Origin of the sequence: Clavibacter quasicaliforniensis (genome assembly GCF_051201715.1) — a bacterium.
Lineage (GTDB): Bacteria > Actinomycetota > Actinomycetes > Actinomycetales > Microbacteriaceae > Clavibacter > Clavibacter seminis.
In genome coordinates this window covers 1,435,388-1,455,478 of sequence record NZ_CP139624.1, presented here as the reverse complement: position 1 = coordinate 1,455,478, position 20,091 = coordinate 1,435,388, and the positions used below count along the sequence as shown (strand labels likewise).

Annotated in this window: 17 protein-coding genes and 1 pseudogene; 7 read left to right on the top strand and 11 right to left on the bottom strand. The window is 72.9% G+C overall.

From position 1 onward, the window contains the following. Positions 1-34: 34 nt before the first annotated feature. Positions 35-1,315: an MFS transporter gene (locus tag NL142_RS07045; RefSeq protein ID WP_435081476.1), complete on the bottom strand. Its 1,281-nt coding sequence runs from the start codon at positions 1,313-1,315 to the stop codon at positions 35-37. Between the two features lie 62 nt (positions 1,316-1,377). Then, positions 1,378-1,695, bottom strand: coding sequence for a thiamine-binding protein (locus NL142_RS07040; protein WP_435081475.1), 318 nt, complete (start codon positions 1,693-1,695; stop codon positions 1,378-1,380). Between the two features lie 207 nt (positions 1,696-1,902). On the opposite strand from NL142_RS07040, the gene NL142_RS07035 reads away from it, so the two are divergent. Then, positions 1,903-2,583 (top strand): YceI family protein, encoded by a 681-nt coding sequence (locus NL142_RS07035; protein WP_435081474.1) that lies wholly within the window; start codon positions 1,903-1,905, stop codon positions 2,581-2,583. On the opposite strand, the pseudogene NL142_RS07030 reads toward NL142_RS07035, so the two are convergent. Beyond that, a pseudogene (locus NL142_RS07030) lies at positions 2,580-2,909 on the bottom strand (NAD(P)H-hydrate dehydratase); the annotation flags it as partial. The gene NL142_RS07035 and the pseudogene NL142_RS07030 sit on opposite strands and share 4 nt — an antisense overlap. A 14-nt stretch (positions 2,910-2,923) precedes the next feature. Here NL142_RS07030 and NL142_RS07025 point away from each other — a divergent pair. After that, positions 2,924-3,277, top strand: coding sequence for a YceI family protein (locus NL142_RS07025; protein ID WP_435081473.1), 354 nt, complete (start codon positions 2,924-2,926; stop codon positions 3,275-3,277). On the opposite strand, the gene NL142_RS07020 is transcribed toward NL142_RS07025, so the two are convergent. Continuing rightward, complete coding sequence (locus tag NL142_RS07020) at positions 3,274-4,152, bottom strand: ADP-dependent NAD(P)H-hydrate dehydratase (protein WP_435081472.1); 879 nt, start codon at positions 4,150-4,152, stop codon at positions 3,274-3,276. The genes NL142_RS07025 and NL142_RS07020 overlap by 4 nt on opposite strands. Before the next feature lie 137 nt (positions 4,153-4,289). Between NL142_RS07020 and NL142_RS07015 the strand changes: the two genes are divergently transcribed. Next, positions 4,290-5,369 carry an NADH:flavin oxidoreductase/NADH oxidase gene (locus tag NL142_RS07015; protein WP_435081471.1) on the top strand — a complete coding sequence of 360 codons (1,080 nt, stop codon included), beginning with the start codon at positions 4,290-4,292 and terminating at the stop codon, positions 5,367-5,369. A gap of 69 nt (positions 5,370-5,438) precedes the next feature. Here the strand turns inward: NL142_RS07015 and NL142_RS07010 are convergent, their stop codons facing one another. From NL142_RS07010 to NL142_RS07000, 3 genes are all read right to left on the bottom strand, one after another. After that, on the bottom strand, positions 5,439-6,482 hold the full coding sequence (locus NL142_RS07010) for a hemolysin family protein (RefSeq protein ID WP_194682792.1): 1,044 nt from the start codon (positions 6,480-6,482) through the stop codon (positions 5,439-5,441). Further along, positions 6,475-7,905, bottom strand: a complete 1,431-nt coding sequence (locus tag NL142_RS07005; protein ID WP_435081470.1) for a hemolysin family protein — start codon at positions 7,903-7,905, stop codon at positions 6,475-6,477. Before NL142_RS07005 ends, NL142_RS07010 begins: the two co-directional genes overlap by 8 nt. 113 nt (positions 7,906-8,018) lie before the next feature. After that, positions 8,019-9,458, bottom strand: coding sequence for a GMP reductase (locus NL142_RS07000; RefSeq protein ID WP_194682794.1), 1,440 nt, complete (start codon positions 9,456-9,458; stop codon positions 8,019-8,021). A gap of 180 nt (positions 9,459-9,638) precedes the next feature. On the opposite strand from NL142_RS07000, the gene NL142_RS06995 reads away from it, so the two are divergent. After that, positions 9,639-13,457, top strand: coding sequence for a multifunctional oxoglutarate decarboxylase/oxoglutarate dehydrogenase thiamine pyrophosphate-binding subunit/dihydrolipoyllysine-residue succinyltransferase subunit (locus NL142_RS06995; protein WP_435081469.1), 3,819 nt, complete (start codon positions 9,639-9,641; stop codon positions 13,455-13,457). Between the two features lie 101 nt (positions 13,458-13,558). Here the strand turns inward: NL142_RS06995 and NL142_RS06990 are convergent, their stop codons facing one another. The 3 genes from NL142_RS06990 to NL142_RS06980 are packed head-to-tail and all read right to left on the bottom strand — an operon-like array spanning position 13,559 to position 15,032. Beyond that, positions 13,559-13,999, bottom strand: a complete 441-nt coding sequence (locus tag NL142_RS06990) for a GNAT family N-acetyltransferase (RefSeq protein ID WP_194682796.1) — start codon at positions 13,997-13,999, stop codon at positions 13,559-13,561. Positions 14,000-14,034: 35 nt separating this feature from the next. Then, the gene (locus tag NL142_RS06985) at positions 14,035-14,277 is read right to left on the bottom strand and encodes a zf-HC2 domain-containing protein (RefSeq protein WP_012038006.1); all 243 of its coding nucleotides are present in this window, start codon (positions 14,275-14,277) and stop codon (positions 14,035-14,037) included. After that, entirely contained in the window at positions 14,274-15,032 is a 759-nt protein-coding gene (locus NL142_RS06980) for a sigma-70 family RNA polymerase sigma factor (protein ID WP_435081468.1), read from the bottom strand. Before NL142_RS06980 ends, NL142_RS06985 begins: the two co-directional genes overlap by 4 nt. 130 nt (positions 15,033-15,162) lie before the next feature. On the opposite strand from NL142_RS06980, the gene aroA reads away from it, so the two are divergent. Genes aroA through NL142_RS06965 form a run of 3 tightly spaced genes read left to right on the top strand, consistent with a single transcriptional unit; the run spans position 15,163 to position 18,522 of the window. After that, positions 15,163-16,626 carry a 3-phosphoshikimate 1-carboxyvinyltransferase gene (gene aroA, locus NL142_RS06975; protein WP_435081467.1) on the top strand — a complete coding sequence of 488 codons (1,464 nt, stop codon included), beginning with the start codon at positions 15,163-15,165 and terminating at the stop codon, positions 16,624-16,626. Next, complete coding sequence (gene rsgA / locus NL142_RS06970) at positions 16,623-17,699, top strand: ribosome small subunit-dependent GTPase A (protein ID WP_435081466.1); 1,077 nt, start codon at positions 16,623-16,625, stop codon at positions 17,697-17,699. Before aroA ends, rsgA begins: the two co-directional genes overlap by 4 nt. A 10-nt stretch (positions 17,700-17,709) precedes the next feature. After that, positions 17,710-18,522, top strand: a complete 813-nt coding sequence (locus tag NL142_RS06965; protein WP_194682799.1) for an inositol monophosphatase family protein — start codon at positions 17,710-17,712, stop codon at positions 18,520-18,522. 24 nt (positions 18,523-18,546) lie between these two features. Here the strand turns inward: NL142_RS06965 and NL142_RS06960 are convergent, their stop codons facing one another. Continuing rightward, a complete protein-coding gene (locus NL142_RS06960; RefSeq protein ID WP_435081465.1) occupies positions 18,547-20,055 on the bottom strand; it encodes an MFS transporter in 1,509 nt (502 codons plus the stop codon). Positions 20,056-20,091 lie beyond the last annotated feature (36 nt).

Here is a 20,091-nt window from a genome sequence, read left to right as displayed (position 1 = left end):
CGGCGCTCCGGCCGGCGCCGGGCGCGCGCCCCGCTCAGCCGCCGATGCCGATCGGCTGGGTCGTGGGCCGCTGGCCGTCCGCCGGCCGGCGGGATCCGCGACGGCGCCGGTCGAGCCCGAAGCTCGCGAGCGCGATGAGCAGCCCGGCGATGCTCAGCCCCACACCGACGATCGCGGGCGACGTGTAGCCGAGCCCCGCCGCGACGGTCACCCCGCCGAGCGCCGCGCCGACCGCGTTGCCCGTGTTCAGCGCCGAGTGGTTGAGCGCCGCCGCGATGGACTGCGAATCGTGCGCCACGTCCATCAGCCGGATCTGGATCCCGGGCGACAGCGCCGCAGCCGACCCGCCGATGAGGAACAGGAACCCGAACAGCCCCACCGGGTTCGACGCGGTGAGCACCAGCCCCACGAGCGAGACGATGAGCAACCCGAAGAGGGAGAGGAGCGCGGCCTTCACGTCGCGGTCCGCCCACCAGCCGCCCGCGAGGTTGCCGGCCGTCATGCCGAGGCCCACCACCACGAGCGCCAGCGGCACCGACCACTCGGGCAGCCCGGTCACCTCGGTGACCATCGGCGACACGAACGTGTAGACGGCGAAGAACCCGCCGAAGCCGATCGCGCCGATGAGGAGCGCCAGCCAGACCTGCAGCCGCGTGAACGCGCGGAGCTCGCGCCGGAGCGTCGCCTCCGGGTTCCCCGCCTGCGCGGGCACCGCGAGGAAGACCGCGACGAAGGTGGCGGCGAAGATCGCGGCGACGACCAGGTACGCGACGCGCCAGCCCGCGTTCTGCCCGATCCACGTGACGATGGGCACGCCGATGACGTTGGCGATGGTGAGCCCCGCGAGCACGAAGGCGACGCCCCTGGCGCGCTTGCCCTCCCCCATCAGCTGCGCGGCGACGAGCGACGCGATGCCGAAGTAGGCGCCGTGCGGCAGGCCCGCGACGAAGCGGGCGAGGACCACGAGGCCGAAGCTCGGGAGGATCGCGCTGAGGACCGTGCCGAGCGTGAAGGCCAGCAGCAGCCAGAGCAGCAGCTTCCGTCGGGGCGCGCGAGCCGATGCGGCCGCGATGGTCGGCGCGCCCACCACCACGCCGAGGGCGTAGGCGCTGATCAGCGTGCCGGCCTGGGCGTTCGCGGCCTCCGTCGAGCGCGCGGCCACCTCGGGGAGCAGGTCGGCCGCGAGCTGCGGCAGGAGCCCCATGGCGACGAACTCGGTGGTGCCGATGGCGAACCCGCCCATCGCGAGGGCGAGCAGGGCGACGCGGACGCGGGCCGGCGACAGGGTCGCCCGCCCGGAGGAGGGGGGAATCACCCGACGAGCCTACCGGCGGTCGGGATCCGGTCCCGGCCCCATCCTCGGCGCGGGCCCCGGCGTCAGGCGTCGGCGCCGCGGGCCTCGAGCGCCTGCTCGAGGCGCTCGAGCTTGCCCGTCAGCTCGCCCGCGTAGCCGGGGCGGATGTCGGCCTTCAGCACGAGCGACACGCGCGTGCCGAAGGGCGCGACGGCCTCGGTGGCGCGCCGCACGACGTCGAAGACCTCGTCCCAGTCGCCCTCGATCGTGGTGAACATGGCGTCCGTGCGGTTCGGCAGGCCGGACGCGCGGACGACGGCGACCGCGGCGGCGACGGCGTCGTGCACGGAGGCGTCGGGCGCGTCGCCCCCGCTGGGTGCGACGGAGAAGGCGACGAGCATGGGGACCCCCGGGGTTCGACGGCGGCGGTGCTCCGGGCGGTCGCCCGGCCGGCGTCCGGCTGTGCGCACCAGGCTACCGACGACGACGCGACCTGTGGACGGCGGCCGACGCACGCTCGGCCGCCCCGCGAGACTCGCCAGGTACTTGAAAGTTCACAGAAAGGGTGGGGCGCAATGCCCGCCCGCATCGCACGGAGGAGCAGCGCCATGGACAGGAAGACCAAGATCATCATCGGGGTGGCGGGCGGCGTGGTCGTCCTCGTCGGAGGCTTCGCGGCGTTCGGCGGCCCCATCTACAAGCAGCTGGCGGGCACGCCGGACGCCGCCCCCACCCTCGCGTCGACGCCCGCGCCGGGCGGCGCGGTCGGCGACCTCTCCGGCGACTGGAAGGTGGGTGGGTCCTCCTACGCCGGCTACCGCGTCGACGAGGTGCTGAACGGCACGCCCGTCACGGTGAACGGCCGGACGGACGCCGTCACGGGCGACATCACGGTCGCCGGATCCCAGGTCACGAAGGGCACCATGACGGTCGACGTGACGCAGATCCACACCGACCAGCCCCCGCGCGACGCGTACTTCCAGAACGAGGCGATGAAGACGGGCGACTTCCCGACCGCGACCTTCACGCTGACGCAGCCGATCGCGGCCGACGGCGTCGAGGCGGGCGTCCCCGCCACGTACGACGTGACGGGCGACCTCACGCTGCACGGCGTGACCAAGAGCGTGACCGCGCAGATGCAGGCGAGCTTCACGTCCGACGGCGGGCAGATCGTGGGCTCCATCCCGATCACGTTCCAGGACTTCGGCGTCCAGGCCCCGAGCCTCGGCTTCGTGACCGTCGAGGACCACGGCTCCGTCGAGTTCTCGCTCGACGTGGCGAAGGCCTAGTCGCCGGATCCCGCCAGCGTCTCCCGCACGGCCCTCGGCATCGCCTCGGCGACGTCGAGGGCCGTGATCGGTCCACCGCCGGACGCGAGGTCGCCCGCACGCCCGTGCAGCCACGCGGCGGCCGCGGCGACGGCGGCGAGCTCCGCGAGAGGATCCTCCGCGTCGGCGATCCGCGCGGACGCGCCCGCCGTGAGGGCGCCGAGCACCCCGCCCAGGACGTCGCCCGAGCCCGCCGTCGCGAGCCAGGGCGTCCCCGCGCGGATCGCGATGCGCGCGGACCCGCCGACCACGAACGTGGTCGCGCCCTTGAGCAGCACGCAGACGCCGAATGACGGTCGACGTGACGCAGATCCACACCGACCAGCCCCCGCGCGACGCGTACTTCCAGAACGAGGCGATGAAGACGGGCGACTTCCCGACCGCGACCTTCACGCTGACGCAGCCGATCGCGGCCGACGGCGTCGAGGCGGGCGTCCCCGCCACGTACGACGTGACGGGCGACCTCACGCTGCACGGCGTGACCAAGAGCGTGACCGCGCAGATGCAGGCGAGCTTCACGTCCGACGGCGGGCAGATCGTGGGCTCCATCCCGATCACGTTCCAGGACTTCGGCGTCCAGGCCCCGAGCCTCGGCTTCGTGACCGTCGAGGACCACGGCTCCGTCGAGTTCTCGCTCGACGTGGCGAAGGCCTAGTCGCCGGATCCCGCCAGCGTCTCCCGCACGGCCCTCGGCATCGCCTCGGCGACGTCGAGGGCCGTGATCGGTCCACCGCCGGACGCGAGGTCGCCCGCACGCCCGTGCAGCCACGCGGCGGCCGCGGCGACGGCGGCGAGCTCCGCGAGAGGATCCTCCGCGTCGGCGATCCGCGCGGACGCGCCCGCCGTGAGGGCGCCGAGCACCCCGCCCAGGACGTCGCCCGAGCCCGCCGTCGCGAGCCAGGGCGTCCCCGCGCGGATCGCGATGCGCGCGGACCCGCCGACCACGAACGTGGTCGCGCCCTTGAGCAGCACGCAGACGCCGAGCTCCCGCGCCGCGCGCTCGGCCCAGCCGGAGGCGTCCGCCTCGATGTCCTCCGCGGACGCCCGGATGCCGGCGCCGTCGAGCAGCCGGGACAGCTCGCGGAAGTGCGGCGTGACCACCACGGGTCCCGTCGCGCGGGCGACGAGGTCGAGCGCGCCCGCGTCCACGACCGCCGGGAGGCCCTGCCCGAGCGCGGCGACGATGGCGTCGGTCGCGGCCTCGTCGCGGTGGGCCTGGTCCATGCCGGATCCGACCAGCCACGCCTGCACGCGCCCGTCAGCGGTCACGACCTCGGGGCGGCGGGCGAGCACGGAGGCGGACGCTCCTGCCGGGCCGAGGTAGCGGATCATGCCGACGCCCGTGCGCGCGGCCGCCTCGACGCCGAGGACCGCGGCGCCCGGGTAGCGGTCGGACCCCGTGCGGATGCCGAGGACGCCGCGCGTGTACTTGTCGTCGTCGTCGCGCGGGAGGCGGATCGCCCGGCTCGTGCGTCCGGCGTCCTGCCGGATCCAGCCCTCGGGTGCGTGGTCGTCGTGCGCGTCGCTCATGTGCTCACGATAGGCGCGCGGGAATGCGGCGACCGCGCCGGGCATTGGGACCATGAGGCCGCCGACGCCCTCCGCCCGTCCCCGCGCGCCGCGCCTCCCCCGAGGATCCGCGCCGCCGCCCGCCTGGAAGGATCCCCATGACCACGTCCCCGCTCTTCGAGCCGATCACCGTCCGCGGCGTGACCGCCCGCAACCGCATCTGGGTCGCGCCGATGTGCCAGTACAGCATCGACGCCCGCGACGGCATCCCGGGCGCCTGGCACCTCGCGCACCTCGGCTCGTTCGCGCGCGGCGGTGCGGGACTCGTGATGGCGGAGGCCACCGGGGTCAGCCCCGAGGCGCGCATCACGCCCGAGGACACGGGCATCTGGGACGACGCGCAGCGCGACGCCTGGAAGCCGATCGTCGACTTCATCCACGAGATGGGCGCGGTCGCGGCGATCCAGCTCGCGCACGCGGGCCGCAAGGCGTCCACCTACTCGTTCTCCGGCCGCGGCACCATGCCCGCCGAGGAGGGCGGCTGGGAGACGGTCGCCCCGTCCGCCGAGCCGTTCCCCGGCTACGGCACGCCCGTCGCGCTCGACGCGGCCGGCCTGCGCAAGGTCGTCGACGACTTCGCCGCGGCCGCCCGCCGCTCGGTCGACGCCGGCTTCGACGTGCTCGAGATCCACGCCGCGCACGGCTACCTCATGCACCAGTTCCTCTCGCCGCTGAGCAACCACCGCGACGACGAGTTCGGCGGCAGCCTGGAGAACCGCGCGCGCCTGCTCCTCCAGGTGATCGACGCGGTGCGCGCCGAGGTCCCCGACGTGCCGCTGCTGGTGCGCTTCTCCGCGACCGACTGGGCGGGCGACGCCGGCTGGGACGAGGCGCAGACCGCGACGGTCGCCGGCTGGGCCGCCGAGCACGGCGCGGACTTCTTCGACATCTCCACGGGCGGCAACACGACCGGGGTCACGATCCCCGTCGCGCCCGGCTACCAGGTGCCCTTCGCCGAGTACGTGAAGGAGCACGCGAAGGTCGCGCTCAACGCCGTGGGCCTCATCACCGAGCCGGCGCAGGCCGAGGCCGTCGTCGCCGAGGGCCGCGCGGACGCCGTGATGCTCGGTCGCGAGATGCTCCGCGACCCGCACTTCGCGCTGCGGGCCGCGCACGAGCTGGGCGTCGAGATCGACTACTGGCCCAAGCAGTACGACCGCGCGCGCTGGGCCGCCTGACCCTCCGCTCCGCATGACGACGGCCCGGCATCCCGTGGGGGTGCCGGGCCGTCGTCGTGCGCCGGCGGGTCAGACCCGTCGGGTGGCGTCCTGCACCTCGCCGACGAGCTCCTCGATGATGTCCTCCAGGAACAGCACGCCCGTCGTCTCGCCTGACTCCGTGAAGGCGCGCGCGAGGTGGGCGCCGGAGCGGCGCATCATCGCGAGGGCGTCCTCGAGCTCGGTGCCCTCGAAGACCGACACCAGCTGGCGGATCCGCTTGGCCGGCACCGGGCGCACGAACTCGTCGGCCTCGTCGAGGTCGATCACGTCCTTGAGGTGCAGGTAGCCGGTCGGCTCCCCCGCCTCGTCGACGATCACGTACCGCGAGAAGCCGTGCCGGGCGACGGCGCGCTCGACCTCGGAGGGGCTCGCGGTCTCCGGCAGGCTGACCAGCGCGTCCAGCGGGATCGCGATGTCCTGCACCTTCTTGCCCGTGAACTCGAACGCCGCGGTGAGCGCGCCCGTGCGGTCCTCCAGGAGGCCTTCGCGCGTCGACTGGTCGACGATGCCCTGCACCTCGTCGAGCGTGAACGCGCTCGCGGCCTCGTCCTTCGGCTCGACCTTGGCCAGGCGGAGCACCGCGTTGGAGATCGCGTTGAGGGCCACGATGAGCGGCTTCACGACGCGGGCGATGCCGACGAGCGGCGGCGCCAGCAGCAGGGCGGCCCGGTCCGGCACGGAGAACGAGATGTTCTTCGGCACCATCTCGCCCAGCACCACGTGCAGGAACGAGACGATGAGCAGCGCGATGACGAACGCGATCGTGGAGATCGCCTCCTCCGGCAGCCCGGTGGCGCCCAGCGGAATCTCCAGCAGGTGGTGGATCGCCGGCTCGGACACGTTGAGGATCAGCAGCGAGCACACGGTGATGCCGAGCTGCGTCGTGGCGAGCATGAGGGTCGCGTGCTCCATGGCGAAGAGCGTGATGCGCGCGGCCCGGCTGCCCTCCTCCGCCCGCGGCTCGATCTGCGACCGCTTCGCGGAGATGACCGCGAACTCGGCGCCGACGAAGAAGGCGTTGACGGCGAGCAGCACGACGAGCGCGATGATCCCCCCGGCGTACTCACCCACGGGACGGCTCCTTCCTCATGGCGGCGCGTTCCGCGTCCGCCTGTCGTCCGGCCTCGCGACCGGCCTCCCGCTCCGCCTGGCGGTCCGCCTGGCGCTCGGCCCGCGTGGTGCCCACCGCGGTGGCGACGGGCTCGGGGACGGGCGTGAACCGGATCCGGTCGATCCGCCGGCCGTCGAGCCGCTCGACCCGCAGCGTGCCGGTCTCGAGCTCGAGCTCGTCCCCGACCACGGGCAGGCGGCCGAGCTCGCTCATCACGAAGCCGGCCGCGGTCTCGTACGGGCCGTCGTCGGGGATGCGCAGGCCCGTGCGCTCGAGGAGCTCGTCGGGCCGGAGCATGCCGGGGAAGGTCAGCGAGTCGCGCGAGCGGACGACGCCGGCGCGCGTGCGGTCGTGCTCGTCGGCGAGCTCGCCGACCAGCTCCTCGACCAGGTCCTCGAGGGTCGCGACCCCTGCGGTGCCGCCGTACTCATCCACGACGACGGCCATCTGGAACCCGCGGCCGCGCAGCTCGCCGAGCAGGTCGTCGAGCTTCATGGTCTCGGGCACGCGGATCGCCTCGGACTGCAGGGCGGTGACGCGCACGAGCGCGCGCTTCTCGCGCGGCACGGCCACGGCCTGCTTCACGTGCACGAGGCCGATGACGTCGTCGACGCCGTCGTCCGTGACCGGGAAGCGGGAGTAGCCGGTGGTCATCGCCAGCTCGATGACGGTCTGCGCGCTGTCGGTGCGCTCGACCGACTTGACGCGGAGGCGCGGCGTCATGACGTCGGACGCCGTGAGGTCGGCGAAGCGCAGCGTGCGGCTGAGGAGCATCGCCGTGTCGTCCTCGAGGAGGCCGGCGAGCGCGGAGCGGCGGACGAGCGAGGACAGCTCCTCGGCGCTCCTGGCGCCCGACAGCTCCTCCTTGGGCTCGATCCCGACGAGCCGCAGGATCCCGTTCGCGCTGTTGTTGAGCAGCAGCACGGCGGGCTTGAACACGGTGGTGAACAGGGTCTGGAAGGGGATCACGAGCTTGGCCGTCTCGCGAGGCAGGGCCAGCGCGAAGTTCTTCGGCACGAGCTCGCCGATGATCATCGACAGCAGCGTCGCGACGACGAGGGCCACGACGGTGGACACCGGGGAGACGAGGCCCTCGGCGAGGCCCGCCGAGGTGAGCGGGCCGGCGAGCAGGAGGCTGAGCGCCGGCTCCATCGTGTATCCGGTGAGCAGCGTCGTCAGGGTGATGCCGAGCTGGGCGCTGGAGAGGTGGGTCGAGGTGATGCGGAGGGCCCTGATGGGCGGGCCGAGCCGCTTCTCGCCGCGCTCCTGGCGCTTCTCGAGGTCGGAGCGGTCGAGGTTGACGAGCGCGAACTCGCTGGCGACGAACAGGCCGGTGCCGAGGGTCAGGAGGAGACCGACGGCGAGGAGGAGCCATTCATGCAAGGGGATGGCTCCCGGGCGCCGGGCGCGCGGCCGGCTTCAGTGGGAGGGGCGCGCGCAGCGGGGGTCTATGAGCAGGGGGAGGGTCGTCCATCGTCCGTCGAGCATACCGGGGCTCACCAGCCGACCGGCAGGGGCTTGCCCTCCTCGTAGCCCGCGGCCGACTGGATCCCGACGGCGGCCCGCTCGGCGAACTCGGCCCGAGTGCGCGCCCCGGCGTACGTGAACGAGCTGCGGACGCCGGACGTGATCGTGTCGAGCAGGTCCTCGAGGCCCGGCCGGAGCGGGTCGATGCGGATCCGGCTGGTCGAGATCCCCTCGGCGAACAGCGTGCGCCGCGCCAGCTCGAACGCCTCGCGCCTGCCGAACCGCTCCTGCACGGCGCGCGTGGACGCCATCCCCCAGCTCTCCTTGGCGAGCCCGCCGTCCTCGTCGACGAGCAGGCGGCCGGGCGACTCGACGGTGCCCGCGAACCAGGATCCGATCATGACGCTGGCGGCGCCCGCGGCGAGGGCGAGCGCGACGTCCCGCGGGTACCGCACTCCCCCGTCCGCCCAGACGAGGGCGCCGGCGGCGCGGGCGGCCTCGGCCGTGTCGAGCACGGCGGAGAACTGGGGCCGGCCGACCGCGGTCATCATGCGCGTCGTGCACATGGCGCCCGGGCCGACGCCGACCTTGACGATGTCGGCGCCCGCCTCGACGAGGTCGCGCGCGCCCTCGGCGGTGACGACGTTGCCCGCGACGATCGGGACGCGCGGGTCGAGGGCGCGCACGTCGCGGATCGCGCGGAGCATCGCCTCCTGGTGCCCGTGCGCCGTGTCGAGGACGAGCACGTCGACCCCCGCGGCCAGCAGCGCGCGGGCGCGGCCGACCGGATCGCCGTTGACGCCGACCGCGGCGCCCACCGCGAGGCGTCCGTCCGCGTCGAGCGCGGGCGCGTAGACGGTGGACCGCAGGGCGCTGCGGCGGCTGAGCGTGCCGACCAGGCGACCGTGCGCGAGCACGGGCGCGAAGTCGATCCCGGCGGCGTGCATCAGGTCGAACGCCGCGCGTCCCGTGGGCACGTCGTCGGCGTCGAGGGAGGCGAGCGCGCCGTGCGGCAGGTCGCCGAGCCGCGTGCCGTCGGGGACCCCGGCGAGCTGCGTCCCCTCGAGGCAGCCGATCATCTCCCCGTCCGCGTCGCGCAGCACGATGCCGTGCCCGGCGATGGGCGGCAGCAGCTCGCGCGCCTGGCCTGCGGTCGCGTCCGGCGGCAGCTCGAGCGGCGAGTCGTAGGCGACCGGCTGGTCCTTCACCCGGTGGATCGCGGCGTCCAGCTCCTGCGGGCGGAGGTCCTGCGGCAGGATCCCGATGCCCCCGCGTCGCGCGAGCACCGCGGCCAGGCGCGGTCCGGTGACCGAGCCCATGTTGCTCGCGACGACCGGGATGGTGCACGGCGTCCCGTCGCCCGGGGCGAGGTCGACGTCCATCCGGCTCGCGACGTCGGACCGGCCCGGGCTCAGGAACACGTCCGAGTAGGTCAGGTCGTGGGCGGGAGCCTCTCCGGTGAACCTCATCCCCCGACGGTAGCCCCGCCGTCCAGGCCCGCACCAGGCCGTCGACCGTGCGCGGCTTCCGACGCGCCGCTCCCGACGGCCCGACCGAGGGAAGGTTTAGGCTGGGTGATCGTGGACGCGCGGCACGCGAACGGGCCGCGCGAGGCAGACGACCAACAGCAAGAGAGCGGGCGATCAACTGTGTCGAGCCAGGTGACTGGTACGGGGACCGATGACGGTTCCACGGGCGACTTCGGAGCCAACGAATGGCTCGTCGACGAGATGTACGAGAGGTTCGTGGTCGACAAGGACTCCGTCGACCGGAGCTGGTGGCCGATCCTGGAGAACTACCACACCACCGTGATCGAGGGCCGCGAGGCGACGCCGGCCACCGGCGACCAGACCGCCGAGGCGCAGATCCCGGACGCGGAGAGCACATCCGCCCCCGCGTCGACCAACACGGGCAGCCCGGCGCCGACGCCGGCCCCCGCGTCCGCCGGCCGGCCCGACGCGCAGGCGCAGCAGCCCGCGACCGGGTCCCAGCCCGCCGCGCGCACCACGAGCATCGCCCCCAAGCAGCAGCCGATCCCGGCCCAGGCGCCCGCGAAGGCCCCCGTTAAGAAGGGCCAGGAGCCCACCCCGCCCGGCGAGGACGAGGTCAGCCCGCTCCGCGGCATGGCGAAGAGCCTGGCGACCAACATGGACGCGTCGCTCACCATCCCGACCGCGACGAGCGTCCGCACCATCCCGGCGAAGCTGATGATCGACAACCGCATCGTCATCAACAACCACCTCAAGCGCGCCCGTGGTGGCAAGGTCTCCTTCACGCACCTCATCGGCTGGGCGCTCATCCAGGCGCTCAAGGAGTTCCCGAGCCAGAACGTGCACTACGACGAGGTCGACGGGAAGCCCAGCGTCGTCTCCCCCGCGCACATCAACCTCGGCATCGCGATCGACATGCCGAAGCCCGACGGCACGCGGGCGCTCCTCGTCCCGAGCATCAAGGGCGCCGAGGCCATGACGTTCGGCGAGTTCCTCTCCGCGTACGAGGACCTGGTCAAGAAGGCCCGCGGCAACAAGCTGGCAGCGGGCGACTTCGCCGGCACCACCATCTCGCTCACCAACCCGGGCGGAATCGGCACGGTCCACTCCGTCCCGCGCCTGATGAAGGGCCAGGGCGCCATCATCGGCGCGGGCGCCCTCGAGTACCCGGCCGAGTTCCAGGGCTCCTCCCCCAAGACGCTCGTCGAGCTGGGCATCGGCAAGACCATCACCCTTACGAGCACGTACGACCACCGCGTGATCCAGGGCGCGGGCTCCGGTGAGTTCCTCAAGATCGTGCACGAGCGCCTCATCGGCCAGCACGGCTTCTACGAGGACATCTTCGCGGCACTCCGCATCCCGTACGACCCGATCCAGTGGGCCACCGACATCAACGTCGACCTCTCCGAGCGCGTCTCGAAGACCAGCCGCGTGCAGGAGCTCATCAACGCCTACCGTGTCCGCGGGCACCTCATGGCGGACATCGACCCGCTCGAGTACCAGCAGCGCACGCACCCGGACCTCGAGATCACGAACCACGGGCTCACCTTCTGGGACCTCGACCGCGAGTTCGTCACCGACGGCTTCGGCGGCCGCCGCCAGGCGCTCCTGCGCGACGTCCTCGGGATCCTCCGTGACTCGTACTGCCGCACCATCGGCATCGAGTACATGCACATCCAGGAGCCCGAGGAGCGCAGCTGGATCCAGGGCAAGGTCGAGCAGCCCTACGCGAAGCCCACGCACGACGAGCAGATGCGCATCCTCTCCAAGCTCAACGAGTCGGAGGCGTTCGAGACGTTCCTCCAGACGAAGTACGTCGGGCAGAAGCGCTTCAGCCTCGAGGGCGGCGAGTCCACGATCTCGCTCCTCGACACGCTCCTCCAGGGCGCCGCCGACCACGGGCTCGACGAGGTCGCGATCGGCATGGCCCACCGCGGACGCCTCAACGTCCTCACCAACATCGCGGGCAAGAGCTACGGCCAGATCTTCCGCGAGTTCGAGGGCACGCAGGACCCGCGAACCGTCCAGGGTTCCGGTGACGTGAAGTACCACCTCGGCACCGAGGGCACCTTCCGGGGTGTCCACGGCGAGGAGATGCCGGTTTACCTCGCGGCGAACCCGTCGCACCTCGAGGCCGTCAACGGCGTGCTCGAGGGCATCGTCCGCGCGAAGCAGGACCGCAAGCCCATCGGCTCGTTCTCCGTCCTGCCGATCCTCGTGCACGGCGACGCGTCGATGGCCGGCCAGGGCGTGGTCTTCGAGACCCTCCAGCTCTCGCAGCTGCGTGCGTACCGCACGGGCGGCACGGTGCACATCGTCATCAACAACCAGGTCGGCTTCACCACGCCGCCGTCGGAGTCCCGCTCGTCGGTGTACTCGACCGACGTGGCCAAGAGCATCCAGGCGCCGATCTTCCACGTGAACGGCGACGACCCCGAGGCCGTCGCGCGCGTCGCGCACCTCGCCTTCGAATTCCGCCAGGAGTTCAAGAAGGACGTCGTCATCGACCTCGTCTGCTACCGCCGTCGCGGCCACAACGAGGGTGACGACCCCTCGATGACGCAGCCGCTCATGTACAACCTCATCGAGGCCAAGCGCTCGGTGCGGAAGCTGTACACCGAGGCGCTCGTCGGCCGGGGCGACATCACGCAGGAGGAGTACGACGCGGCGCAGAAGGACTTCCAGGACCGCCTGGAGCGCGCCTTCGCGGAGACGCACGCGGCGCAGACCTCGTCCATCCCGATCCAGACCCAGGACGCCGGCGCCGTCGCGGACCTGGAGCGCCCTGACTCGCAGCAGGACGACGGCCACGGGGAGCCTGAGACGACGGGCGTGTCCGAGTCAGTGATCCAGACGATCGGCGACGCCCACGACAACCCGCCGCAGGGCTTCTCCGTCCACCCGAAGCTGCAGGCGCTGATGCGCAAGCGTCTCGAGATGAGCCGCAGCGGATCCATCGACTGGGCCTTCGGCGAGCTCCTCGCCATCGGATCCCTGCTGCTGGAGAACACGCCCGTCCGCCTCGCCGGCCAGGACTCGCGCCGCGGCACGTTCGTCCAGCGCCACGCCGTGCTGCACGACCGCGACAACGGCCAGGAGTGGCTGCCGCTCGCGAACCTCAGCGACCGCCAGGCGCGGTTCTGGATCTACGACACGCTGCTCAGCGAGTACGCGGCGATGGGCTTCGAGTACGGCTACTCGGTCGAGCGGCCTGACGCGCTGGTGCTGTGGGAGGCGCAGTTCGGCGACTTCGCCAACGGCGCGCAGACCATCATCGACGAGTTCATCTCCTCCGCCGAGCAGAAGTGGGGCCAGCGCTCGAGCGTCGTGCTGCTGCTGCCGCACGGCTACGAGGGCCAGGGACCCGACCACTCGTCCGCGCGCATCGAGCGCTTCCTGCAGCTGTGCGCCGAGCAGAACATGACCGTCGCGCGTCCCTCGACGCCCGCGTCGTACTTCCACCTGCTGCGCCGTCAGGCGTACTCGCGGCCCCGCCGCCCGCTCGTGGTCTTCACCCCGAAGGCCATGCTGCGGCTGCGCGGCGCGACGAGCGACGTCGAGGCCTTCACCTCGGGCCGCTTCGAGCCCGTGATCGACGACGTCCGCATCCAGGACCGCGGCGCCGTCCGCCGCGTGCTCCTCCACTCGGGCAAGGTGCACTACGACCTGCTCGGCGAGCTGGAGAAGCGCCAGGACACCTCGATCGCACTGGTGCGGCTCGAGCAGTTCTACCCGTTCCCCGAGGAGCAGGTGCGCCGCGTCGTCGAGTCCTATCCGGACGCCGAGGTCGTCTGGGTGCAGGACGAGCCCGAGAACCAGGGAGCCTGGCCGTTCGTGCACGTCGAGCTCGGGCGGGTCCTGCCCGACCGCCAGGTGCGCGTCGTCTCGCGTCCGGCCGCGGCCTCCCCCGCCGCCGGCTCGAGCAAGCGGCACGCGACCGAGCAGACGGACCTGATCGCGCGGGCCACCGCGGAGTGATCCGCCCGGCCTAGCCCGGCACGACGAGAGGCCCGGTCCCCCAGGGGATCGGGCCTCTCGTCATGCCGGGCGCCGCTGGTGCCGGACGCGCCGGCCTCGGGTCAGCCGAGCTTGGAGTAGCGGATGCCGGACGCGTGGTACCCGCGTCGGGCGTAGAAGCGAGTGACGTTGTCGCGCGCGGCCGCCGAAGTCGCGAGGAACCGGGACGCGCCGTGCTCCCGGGCCCACGCCTCGTAGTGGCGGATGAGGTCGGAGCCGATGCCGCCCGCCTGGCGTCCCTCGCGCACGACCAGGATGATCAGCTGCGCGATGGGCTCGTCGTCGGCGAGGCCCCACATGAGGTGGCCGCCCGCGAGGCCGGCGATCTCGCCGGCGTCGTCGCGCACGACCCACGTCTCGTGGCCGGCCGCGGCCGTCATGCGCGAGAGCCGCGCGGCGACGCGGTCCTCGTCCACCTCGTAGTCGAGCAGCCGGAGCAGCTCGACGATGACGGTGAGGTCTTCCGGGGAGGGTGTCCCGAGGGACTGGATCGCGTTGGTCACATGCCGAGATTACCGGCCGCGCGCGACCCGCCGGGTCAGTGGGTGGCCTGGATGGCCCGGAGCTTGTCCATCACCTGCGTGCGCAGGTCCTCGGGGGCCGCCTCCTTGCACGCGCGGCGCACGGTGTCCCGCAGGACCACGCCGACGCGGTGCTCACGTGCGCAGTCCGGGCAGTTCGCCATGTGCTCGCGGATGTCGGCGGCATCCGCCTTGTCGAGCTCGTGGTGCAGGTACTCCTCGAGATCCTTCTTGGCCTTGTCGCAGCCGCAGTCGCTCATTTGGTCGCTCCAGTGAGGTGCGCGGTGGAGATTCCCCGCTCGCGCGCGTAGTCGGAAAGCAGGCTCCGCAGCATCCGGCGGCCGCGGTGCAGGCGGCTCATGACGGTGCCCACGGGGGTCTTCATGATGTCGGCGATCTCCTGGTAGGAGAAGCCCTCGACGTCCGCGAAGTAGACGGCCATGCGGAAGTCCTCCGGGATGGACTGCAGCGCGTCCTTGACGGTGCTGTCCGGGAGGTGGTCGATGGCCTCGGCCTCGGCGGAGCGCGTGGTGGTCGCCGTGGCGCTCGTCGCGCCGCCCAGCTGCCAGTCCTCGAGCTCGTCGATGGTGCCGTTGTAGGGGTCCCGCTGCTTCTTGCGGTAGTTGTTGATGAAGGTGTTCGTGAGGATCCGGTACAGCCATGCCTTGAGGTTCGTGCCCTGCTTGAACTGGTGGAAGGCCGTGTAGGCCTTCACGAACGTCTCCTGCACCAGGTCCTGCGCGTCTGCGGGGTTGCGCGTCATGCGCAGGCCCGCGGCGTACAGCTGGTCGATGAACGGGAGGGCCTGCTCCTCGAAGAGCTCGCGGTTGTCGCCGGGCTGGGCCTTGCGGGGCTCCTCGGCCTCGGCGCGCTCCGCATCCTGCTGGCCGGCGGCCTCCTCGGTGGAGTGCACGACGGCCTCCACGAGCTCCGCGGGCGCCGCCGATGCGGTGGGCGCGTCGCCCCCGGTGGTGTCGGCCGGCGCGTCGTGACTGGTGTTCCCTGAAGTGGCCATCAGGGCAGATTCTACGGCTCGCACGAGCTCGGCGGACGGGGCCGCCGGTGCTGTCCTCGTGATCACGGGTGATCCTTCCCGGCCCGGGATCCGGGCCTGCCGGACGCCTGCCCGGTACTCTGGTGAACCCATGGAGATCTTCAGGTATTCCGGTCCCACCTTCAGCCCGTACGACGACGACCGGACCCACGCGCCCGTGCCGACGGACGACGGGCCGTGGGCGGCGCCCGTGGCGGACGGTCCGCTGGACGCGACGGTGCCGCTGCCGGGATCCAAGAGCCTGACGAACCGCGAGCTGGTCCTGTCCGCCCTCGCGGACTCCCCGTCGACGCTGCGCGCTCCCCTCCGGTCACGCGACACGCGGCTGATGATCGAGGCGCTGCGGTCCCTCGGCACGGTCATCGAGGAGGTCGACGGCGGGGGCGCCTTCGGGCCCGACCTGCGGATCACCCCGGCCGAGCTCGCGGGCGGCGTCACCATCGAGTGCGGCCTCGCCGGCACCGTCATGCGCTTCCTCCCGCCCGTCGCCGCGCTGGCCCTCGGGCCGGTCTCCTTCGACGGCGACCCGAGCGCCCGACGACGCCCCATGTCCGGCACCATCGAGGCGCTCCGGGCGCTCGGGGTCGACGTCAACGACGACGGCCGCCGCGCGCTGCCCTTCAGCCTCTACGGCACGGGCGAGGTGCCGGGCGGCGAGATCGCCATCGACGCGTCCGCCTCCAGCCAGTTCGTCTCCGGCCTGCTGCTCGCGGCGCCGCGGTTCGCGCAGGGGCTGCGGCTGCGCCACACGGGCGCGACGCTGCCGAGCATGCCGCACATCGAGATGACGATCCGCACGCTCGCCGAGCGCGGGGTCGTGGTCGAGAGCCCGGAGCCCGGCCTCTGGATCGTGCCCTCCTCCCCCATCGCCGGCCGCGAGGTCCGCATCGAGCCCGACCTCTCCAACGCCGCGCCCTTCCTCGCCGCCGCGCTCGTCGCGGGCGGACGCGTCGCGATCCCCGGCTGGCCCGAGGAGACGACGCAGGTCGGCGCGGACCTCGCGCACCTGCTGCCGCGCTTCGGCGCCACCGTCACACGCGAGCGCGACGCGCTCGTCGTCGACGGCGGCCCCGGGCTCGCCGCGGGCGGCCGCATCCCCGGCGTGAACCTCGACCTCAGCACAGGCGGCGAGCTCGCGCCCGCGCTGGTCGCGCTCGCGGCCCTCGCCGACGGACCCAGCCGCATCACGGGCATCGGGCACCTGCGCGGGCACGAGACCGACCGGCTCGCGGCGCTGGCTGCCGAGATCACGGGGCTCGGCGGATCCGTGACCGAGCTCGAGGACGGCCTCGCGATCTCCCCCGCCCCGCTGCACGGCGGCCCGTGGCGCGCCTACGAGGACCACCGCATGGCGACCGCCGGCGCGATCATCGGCCTGGCCGTGCCGGGCGTGGAGATCGACGACATCGGCACGACCGCGAAGACCCTGCCCGAGTTCCCGGAGCTCTGGCTCGGCCCGCTCCTCGGCCGTGCGCCGCGCGCGGCCGTCGACCCGCTCGCCCTCGGCGGCATCACCGGGCCGGGCGCCGCGGGCGGCCTCGGCGGCCTCCTGTGAGCTGGCTCGCGGATCCGGAGCAGGATGACGGCGTCTGGGACGCCTACGACGAGTCCTCGGTGCGCGTGCGTCCGAACCCGAAGGGCAACAAGCCGCGCAGCAAGCAGCGGCCCGGCCACACCGACTCCGTAGAGGGCCGGGTGCTCACGGTAGACCGCGGTCGCTTCGGCGTGCTCGTGGGCGAGGACACCGCGGACGAGCACACGCTCATCGCGACGCGCGCCCGGGAGCTCGGCAAGAAGGCCGTGGTCACGAACGACCGCGTCGACATCGTCGGTGACACATCGGGCGACGAGGGCAGCCTGTCGCGCATCGTGCGCATCGCCCCGCGCCGGACGCTCCTACGCCGGAGCGCCGACGACTCCGACGCCGTCGAGCGCGTGATCGTCGCGAACGCCGACCAGATGCTCATCGTCGTCGCGGCCGCGGAGCCCGAGCCGCGCGCGCGCCTCGTCGACCGCTACCTGGTGGCCGCGTTCGACGCCGGGATCCAGCCGATCCTCTGCATCACCAAGTCGGACGTGGCCGACCCCGCGCCCTTCGCCGCCCACTTCCGCGTGCTCGACGTTCCGATCGTGCTGAGCCGCTCGGACGACGTGCCGCTCGACGAGCTGCGCGCGCTGCTGGTCGATCGCACGACCGTCGCCGTCGGCCACTCGGGCGTCGGCAAGTCGACGCTCGTCAACGCCCTGGTGCCGGACGCGAAGCGCGCGACGGGCGTCGTCAACCAGGTCACGGGGCGCGGACGCCACACGTCGAGCTCCACCGTCTCGATGCGGGTCGAGACGGGCGACGGCGGACACGGCTGGATCATCGACACCCCGGGCGTCCGCTCGTTCGGGCTCGGGCACGTGGATCCGGCGAACATCCTCCGCTCGTTCGCCAGCTACGCCCACCTGCCCGAGGGGGAGCCGCCGGGCGGCATCCCGCTCACGGAGGCGCACGACTGGGAGATCGTCGACCGGGTCGAGGCGGGCGAGCTCGGGGACGCCGGGCGCGAGCGCCTGCACTCGCTCCAGCACCTCGTCGCCAACCGCTCCGACGCGTCGAAGGCCGACCAGGCCGATCGCTAGGCTCGACCCCGTGGCCTCCGAACCCCTGCACTCCCTGTCGTCCGACCTGCGGCTCGCCCGGGAGCTGGCCGACATGGCCGACGCGATCTCGCTCGACCGCTTCCGCTCGGCGGACCTCGCCATCGAGACGAAGGCCGACTCCAGCTGGGTCACCGACGCCGACACCTCGGTCGAGCGGGCGATCCGCGCCGGCATCGCGGAGAGCCGCCCGCACGACAGCGTGCTCGGCGAGGAGTACGGCACGTCCGGCTCGTCGTCCCGGCAGTGGATCGTGGATCCCATCGACGGCACCTCCAACTTCGCGCGCGGCGTGCCCGTGTGGGGCACCCTCATCGCGCTCGCCGTGGACGGCGTGCCCGTGGTGGGCGTCGTCAGCGCGCCCGCGCTCGGCCGCCGCTGGTGGGGCGCGACGGGCCTCGGCGCGTACGTCGACGACACGCTCGGGCAGGCCACGACGTCCGAGGAGCGCCGGATCCGGGTCTCGGACGTGGACCGGCTCGAGGACGCCTCGATGAGCGTCGCCGGCGTCCAGCGGTGGCGCGAGGCCGACCGGCTCGACGAGCTCCTCGACCTCTCGGCCCGCGTGAAGCGCTCCCGCGACTTCGGCGACATGTGGGCGTACATGCTGCTCGCCGAGGGCCTCATCGACATCGCGGGCGAGCACGACCTGAAGCCGTACGACATGGCCGCGCTGATCCCCGTGATCGAGGAGGCGGGCGGCCGGTTCACGTCGATCGACGGCGAGGCGGGGCCGTGGCACGGATCCGCGCTCGCCACGAACGGGCGCCTCCACGACGCCGTGCTGGCGGTCGTCGCGCGCTGACACCCCGCCCGCCGTGCCTCCCGCTCAGGCGGTCGCGGCGCGCTCCCGGCGTCGGCGGCGCTGGCCGAGGTCGACCAGGCCGAGCGTGAGGGCCACGGCGACCAGCGCGATCGTCACGAGGAAGCCGTTGCGGAACCCGTCGTGGTAGACCGCGAGGCTCGCGTCGCCGCCGCCCGCGGCCTCCGCGTAGAGCGTGCTGAAGAAGGTGGCCGACGCGGCCGCGACGCCCACGGCCGTGCCGACGCGCTGGCCGACCTGCGCCATGGATCCGGCGACGCCGCCCTCGGTCACCGGGATCTCGGCGAGCGTGAGGGTCTGGTTCGGCGAGATCACGAAGCCCGCCCCTACGCCCGCGACGAGCATCGCCGCGGCCATCGCCCACGGCGTCGCCTCCTGCGGCGTGAGCACCGCGGCGAGGAGCAGCAGCGTGATGCCGACCGCGACGATCGCGAGGCCGATCACGACCAGCTGCCGGCCGAGCCGCGAGACGAGGCGCCCGCCGATCCACGCGGTGACCGCCGACGACAGCGCGAACGGGATGCTGACCATGCCGGCGAACACGGGCGCGAGGCCGAGCCCCTGCTGCAGGTACAGCGTGGTCAGCAGGAACACCGCCGGGATGGCGGCGAAGTACGCGGTGGCGATGAGGATCCCGTTGCGGTACGAGGAGAGCTTGAAGAGCGCGAAGTGCACCACGGGCGACTTCCCCGACCGCTCGTAGCGCCGCTCCCACCCGACGAAGAGCGCTGCCGCGACCACGGCCGCGGCGAGCCAGATCCACCGGAGCGGGTCGTCGTCGGGCCCGCCCGTCGTGAGCACGAACGGCAGCATGAGCGAGAACGTGGCGATCGCCAGGAGGAGGACGCCGACGGGATCGAGGCCCGTCTTCTGCTGTGGCCGCGCCTGCCGGCGCGGCAGCAGCTTGAGCGCGAACGCGATGGCGACGATGCCGAGCGGGATGTTCATCCAGAACAGCAGGCGCCAGCCGTCCTCGGGGCCGCCGAGCTGGATCAGCAGGCCGCCGAGCGTCGGCCCGAACGCGGTCGCGATGCCCACGACGGCGCCGAACAGGCCGAACGCGCGCGCCCGCTCCTCGCCCTGGAAGAGCTGCTGGATGAGGCCGAGCACCTGCGGCATCTGGATGCCGGCGGCGACGCCCTGCAGGATCCGCGCGACCACGAGTGTCTTCACGTCCGGCGCGATGGCGCAGAGCAGGCTGGCGATGGTGAAGGAGCTGAGGCCGACCACGAACATGAGCCGGCGGCTGCGGATGTCGCCGAGGCGGCCGGCGGGCACGAGGGCCAGGCCGAACGCGAGGGCGTAGCCGGCGACGATGAGCTGCAGGTCGGTGGATCCGGCGCTGAGGGACTCCTCGATCGACGGCAGGCCGACGTTGACCTTCGACAGGTCGAGGATGGTGAGCGCCGCGACGCCGACGCAGACCCAGAAGGCCTGCCAGCGGGTGCGCTCCTGGTCGTCGGTCGAGGTCGGTGTCGAGGTCGGGGTCGTGCCCGCGGTGGTGCGTCCGGTCATGAGGTATCGAATCCCATACACGGGCTATGTATTCCC

Coding starts and splice junctions, on each gene's coding strand:
- NL142_RS06985 (WP_012038006.1), bottom strand. CDS start 14,277: ATGAGCGACTGCGGCTGCGACAAGGCCAAGAAGGATCTCGAGGAGTAC.
- NL142_RS07040 (WP_435081475.1), bottom strand. CDS start 1,695: ATGCTCGTCGCCTTCTCCGTCGCACCCAGCGGGGGCGACGCGCCCGAC.
- NL142_RS06980 (WP_435081468.1), bottom strand. CDS start 15,032: ATGGCCACTTCAGGGAACACCAGTCACGACGCGCCGGCCGACACCACC.
- NL142_RS07015 (WP_435081471.1), top strand. CDS start 4,290: ATGACCACGTCCCCGCTCTTCGAGCCGATCACCGTCCGCGGCGTGACC.
- NL142_RS07035 (WP_435081474.1), top strand. CDS start 1,903: ATGGACAGGAAGACCAAGATCATCATCGGGGTGGCGGGCGGCGTGGTC.
- NL142_RS07000 (WP_194682794.1), bottom strand. CDS start 9,458: ATGAGGTTCACCGGAGAGGCTCCCGCCCACGACCTGACCTACTCGGAC.
- NL142_RS07020 (WP_435081472.1), bottom strand. CDS start 4,152: ATGAGCGACGCGCACGACGACCACGCACCCGAGGGCTGGATCCGGCAG.
- NL142_RS06960 (WP_435081465.1), bottom strand. CDS start 20,055: ATGACCGGACGCACCACCGCGGGCACGACCCCGACCTCGACACCGACC.
- aroA (WP_435081467.1), top strand. CDS start 15,163: ATGGAGATCTTCAGGTATTCCGGTCCCACCTTCAGCCCGTACGACGAC.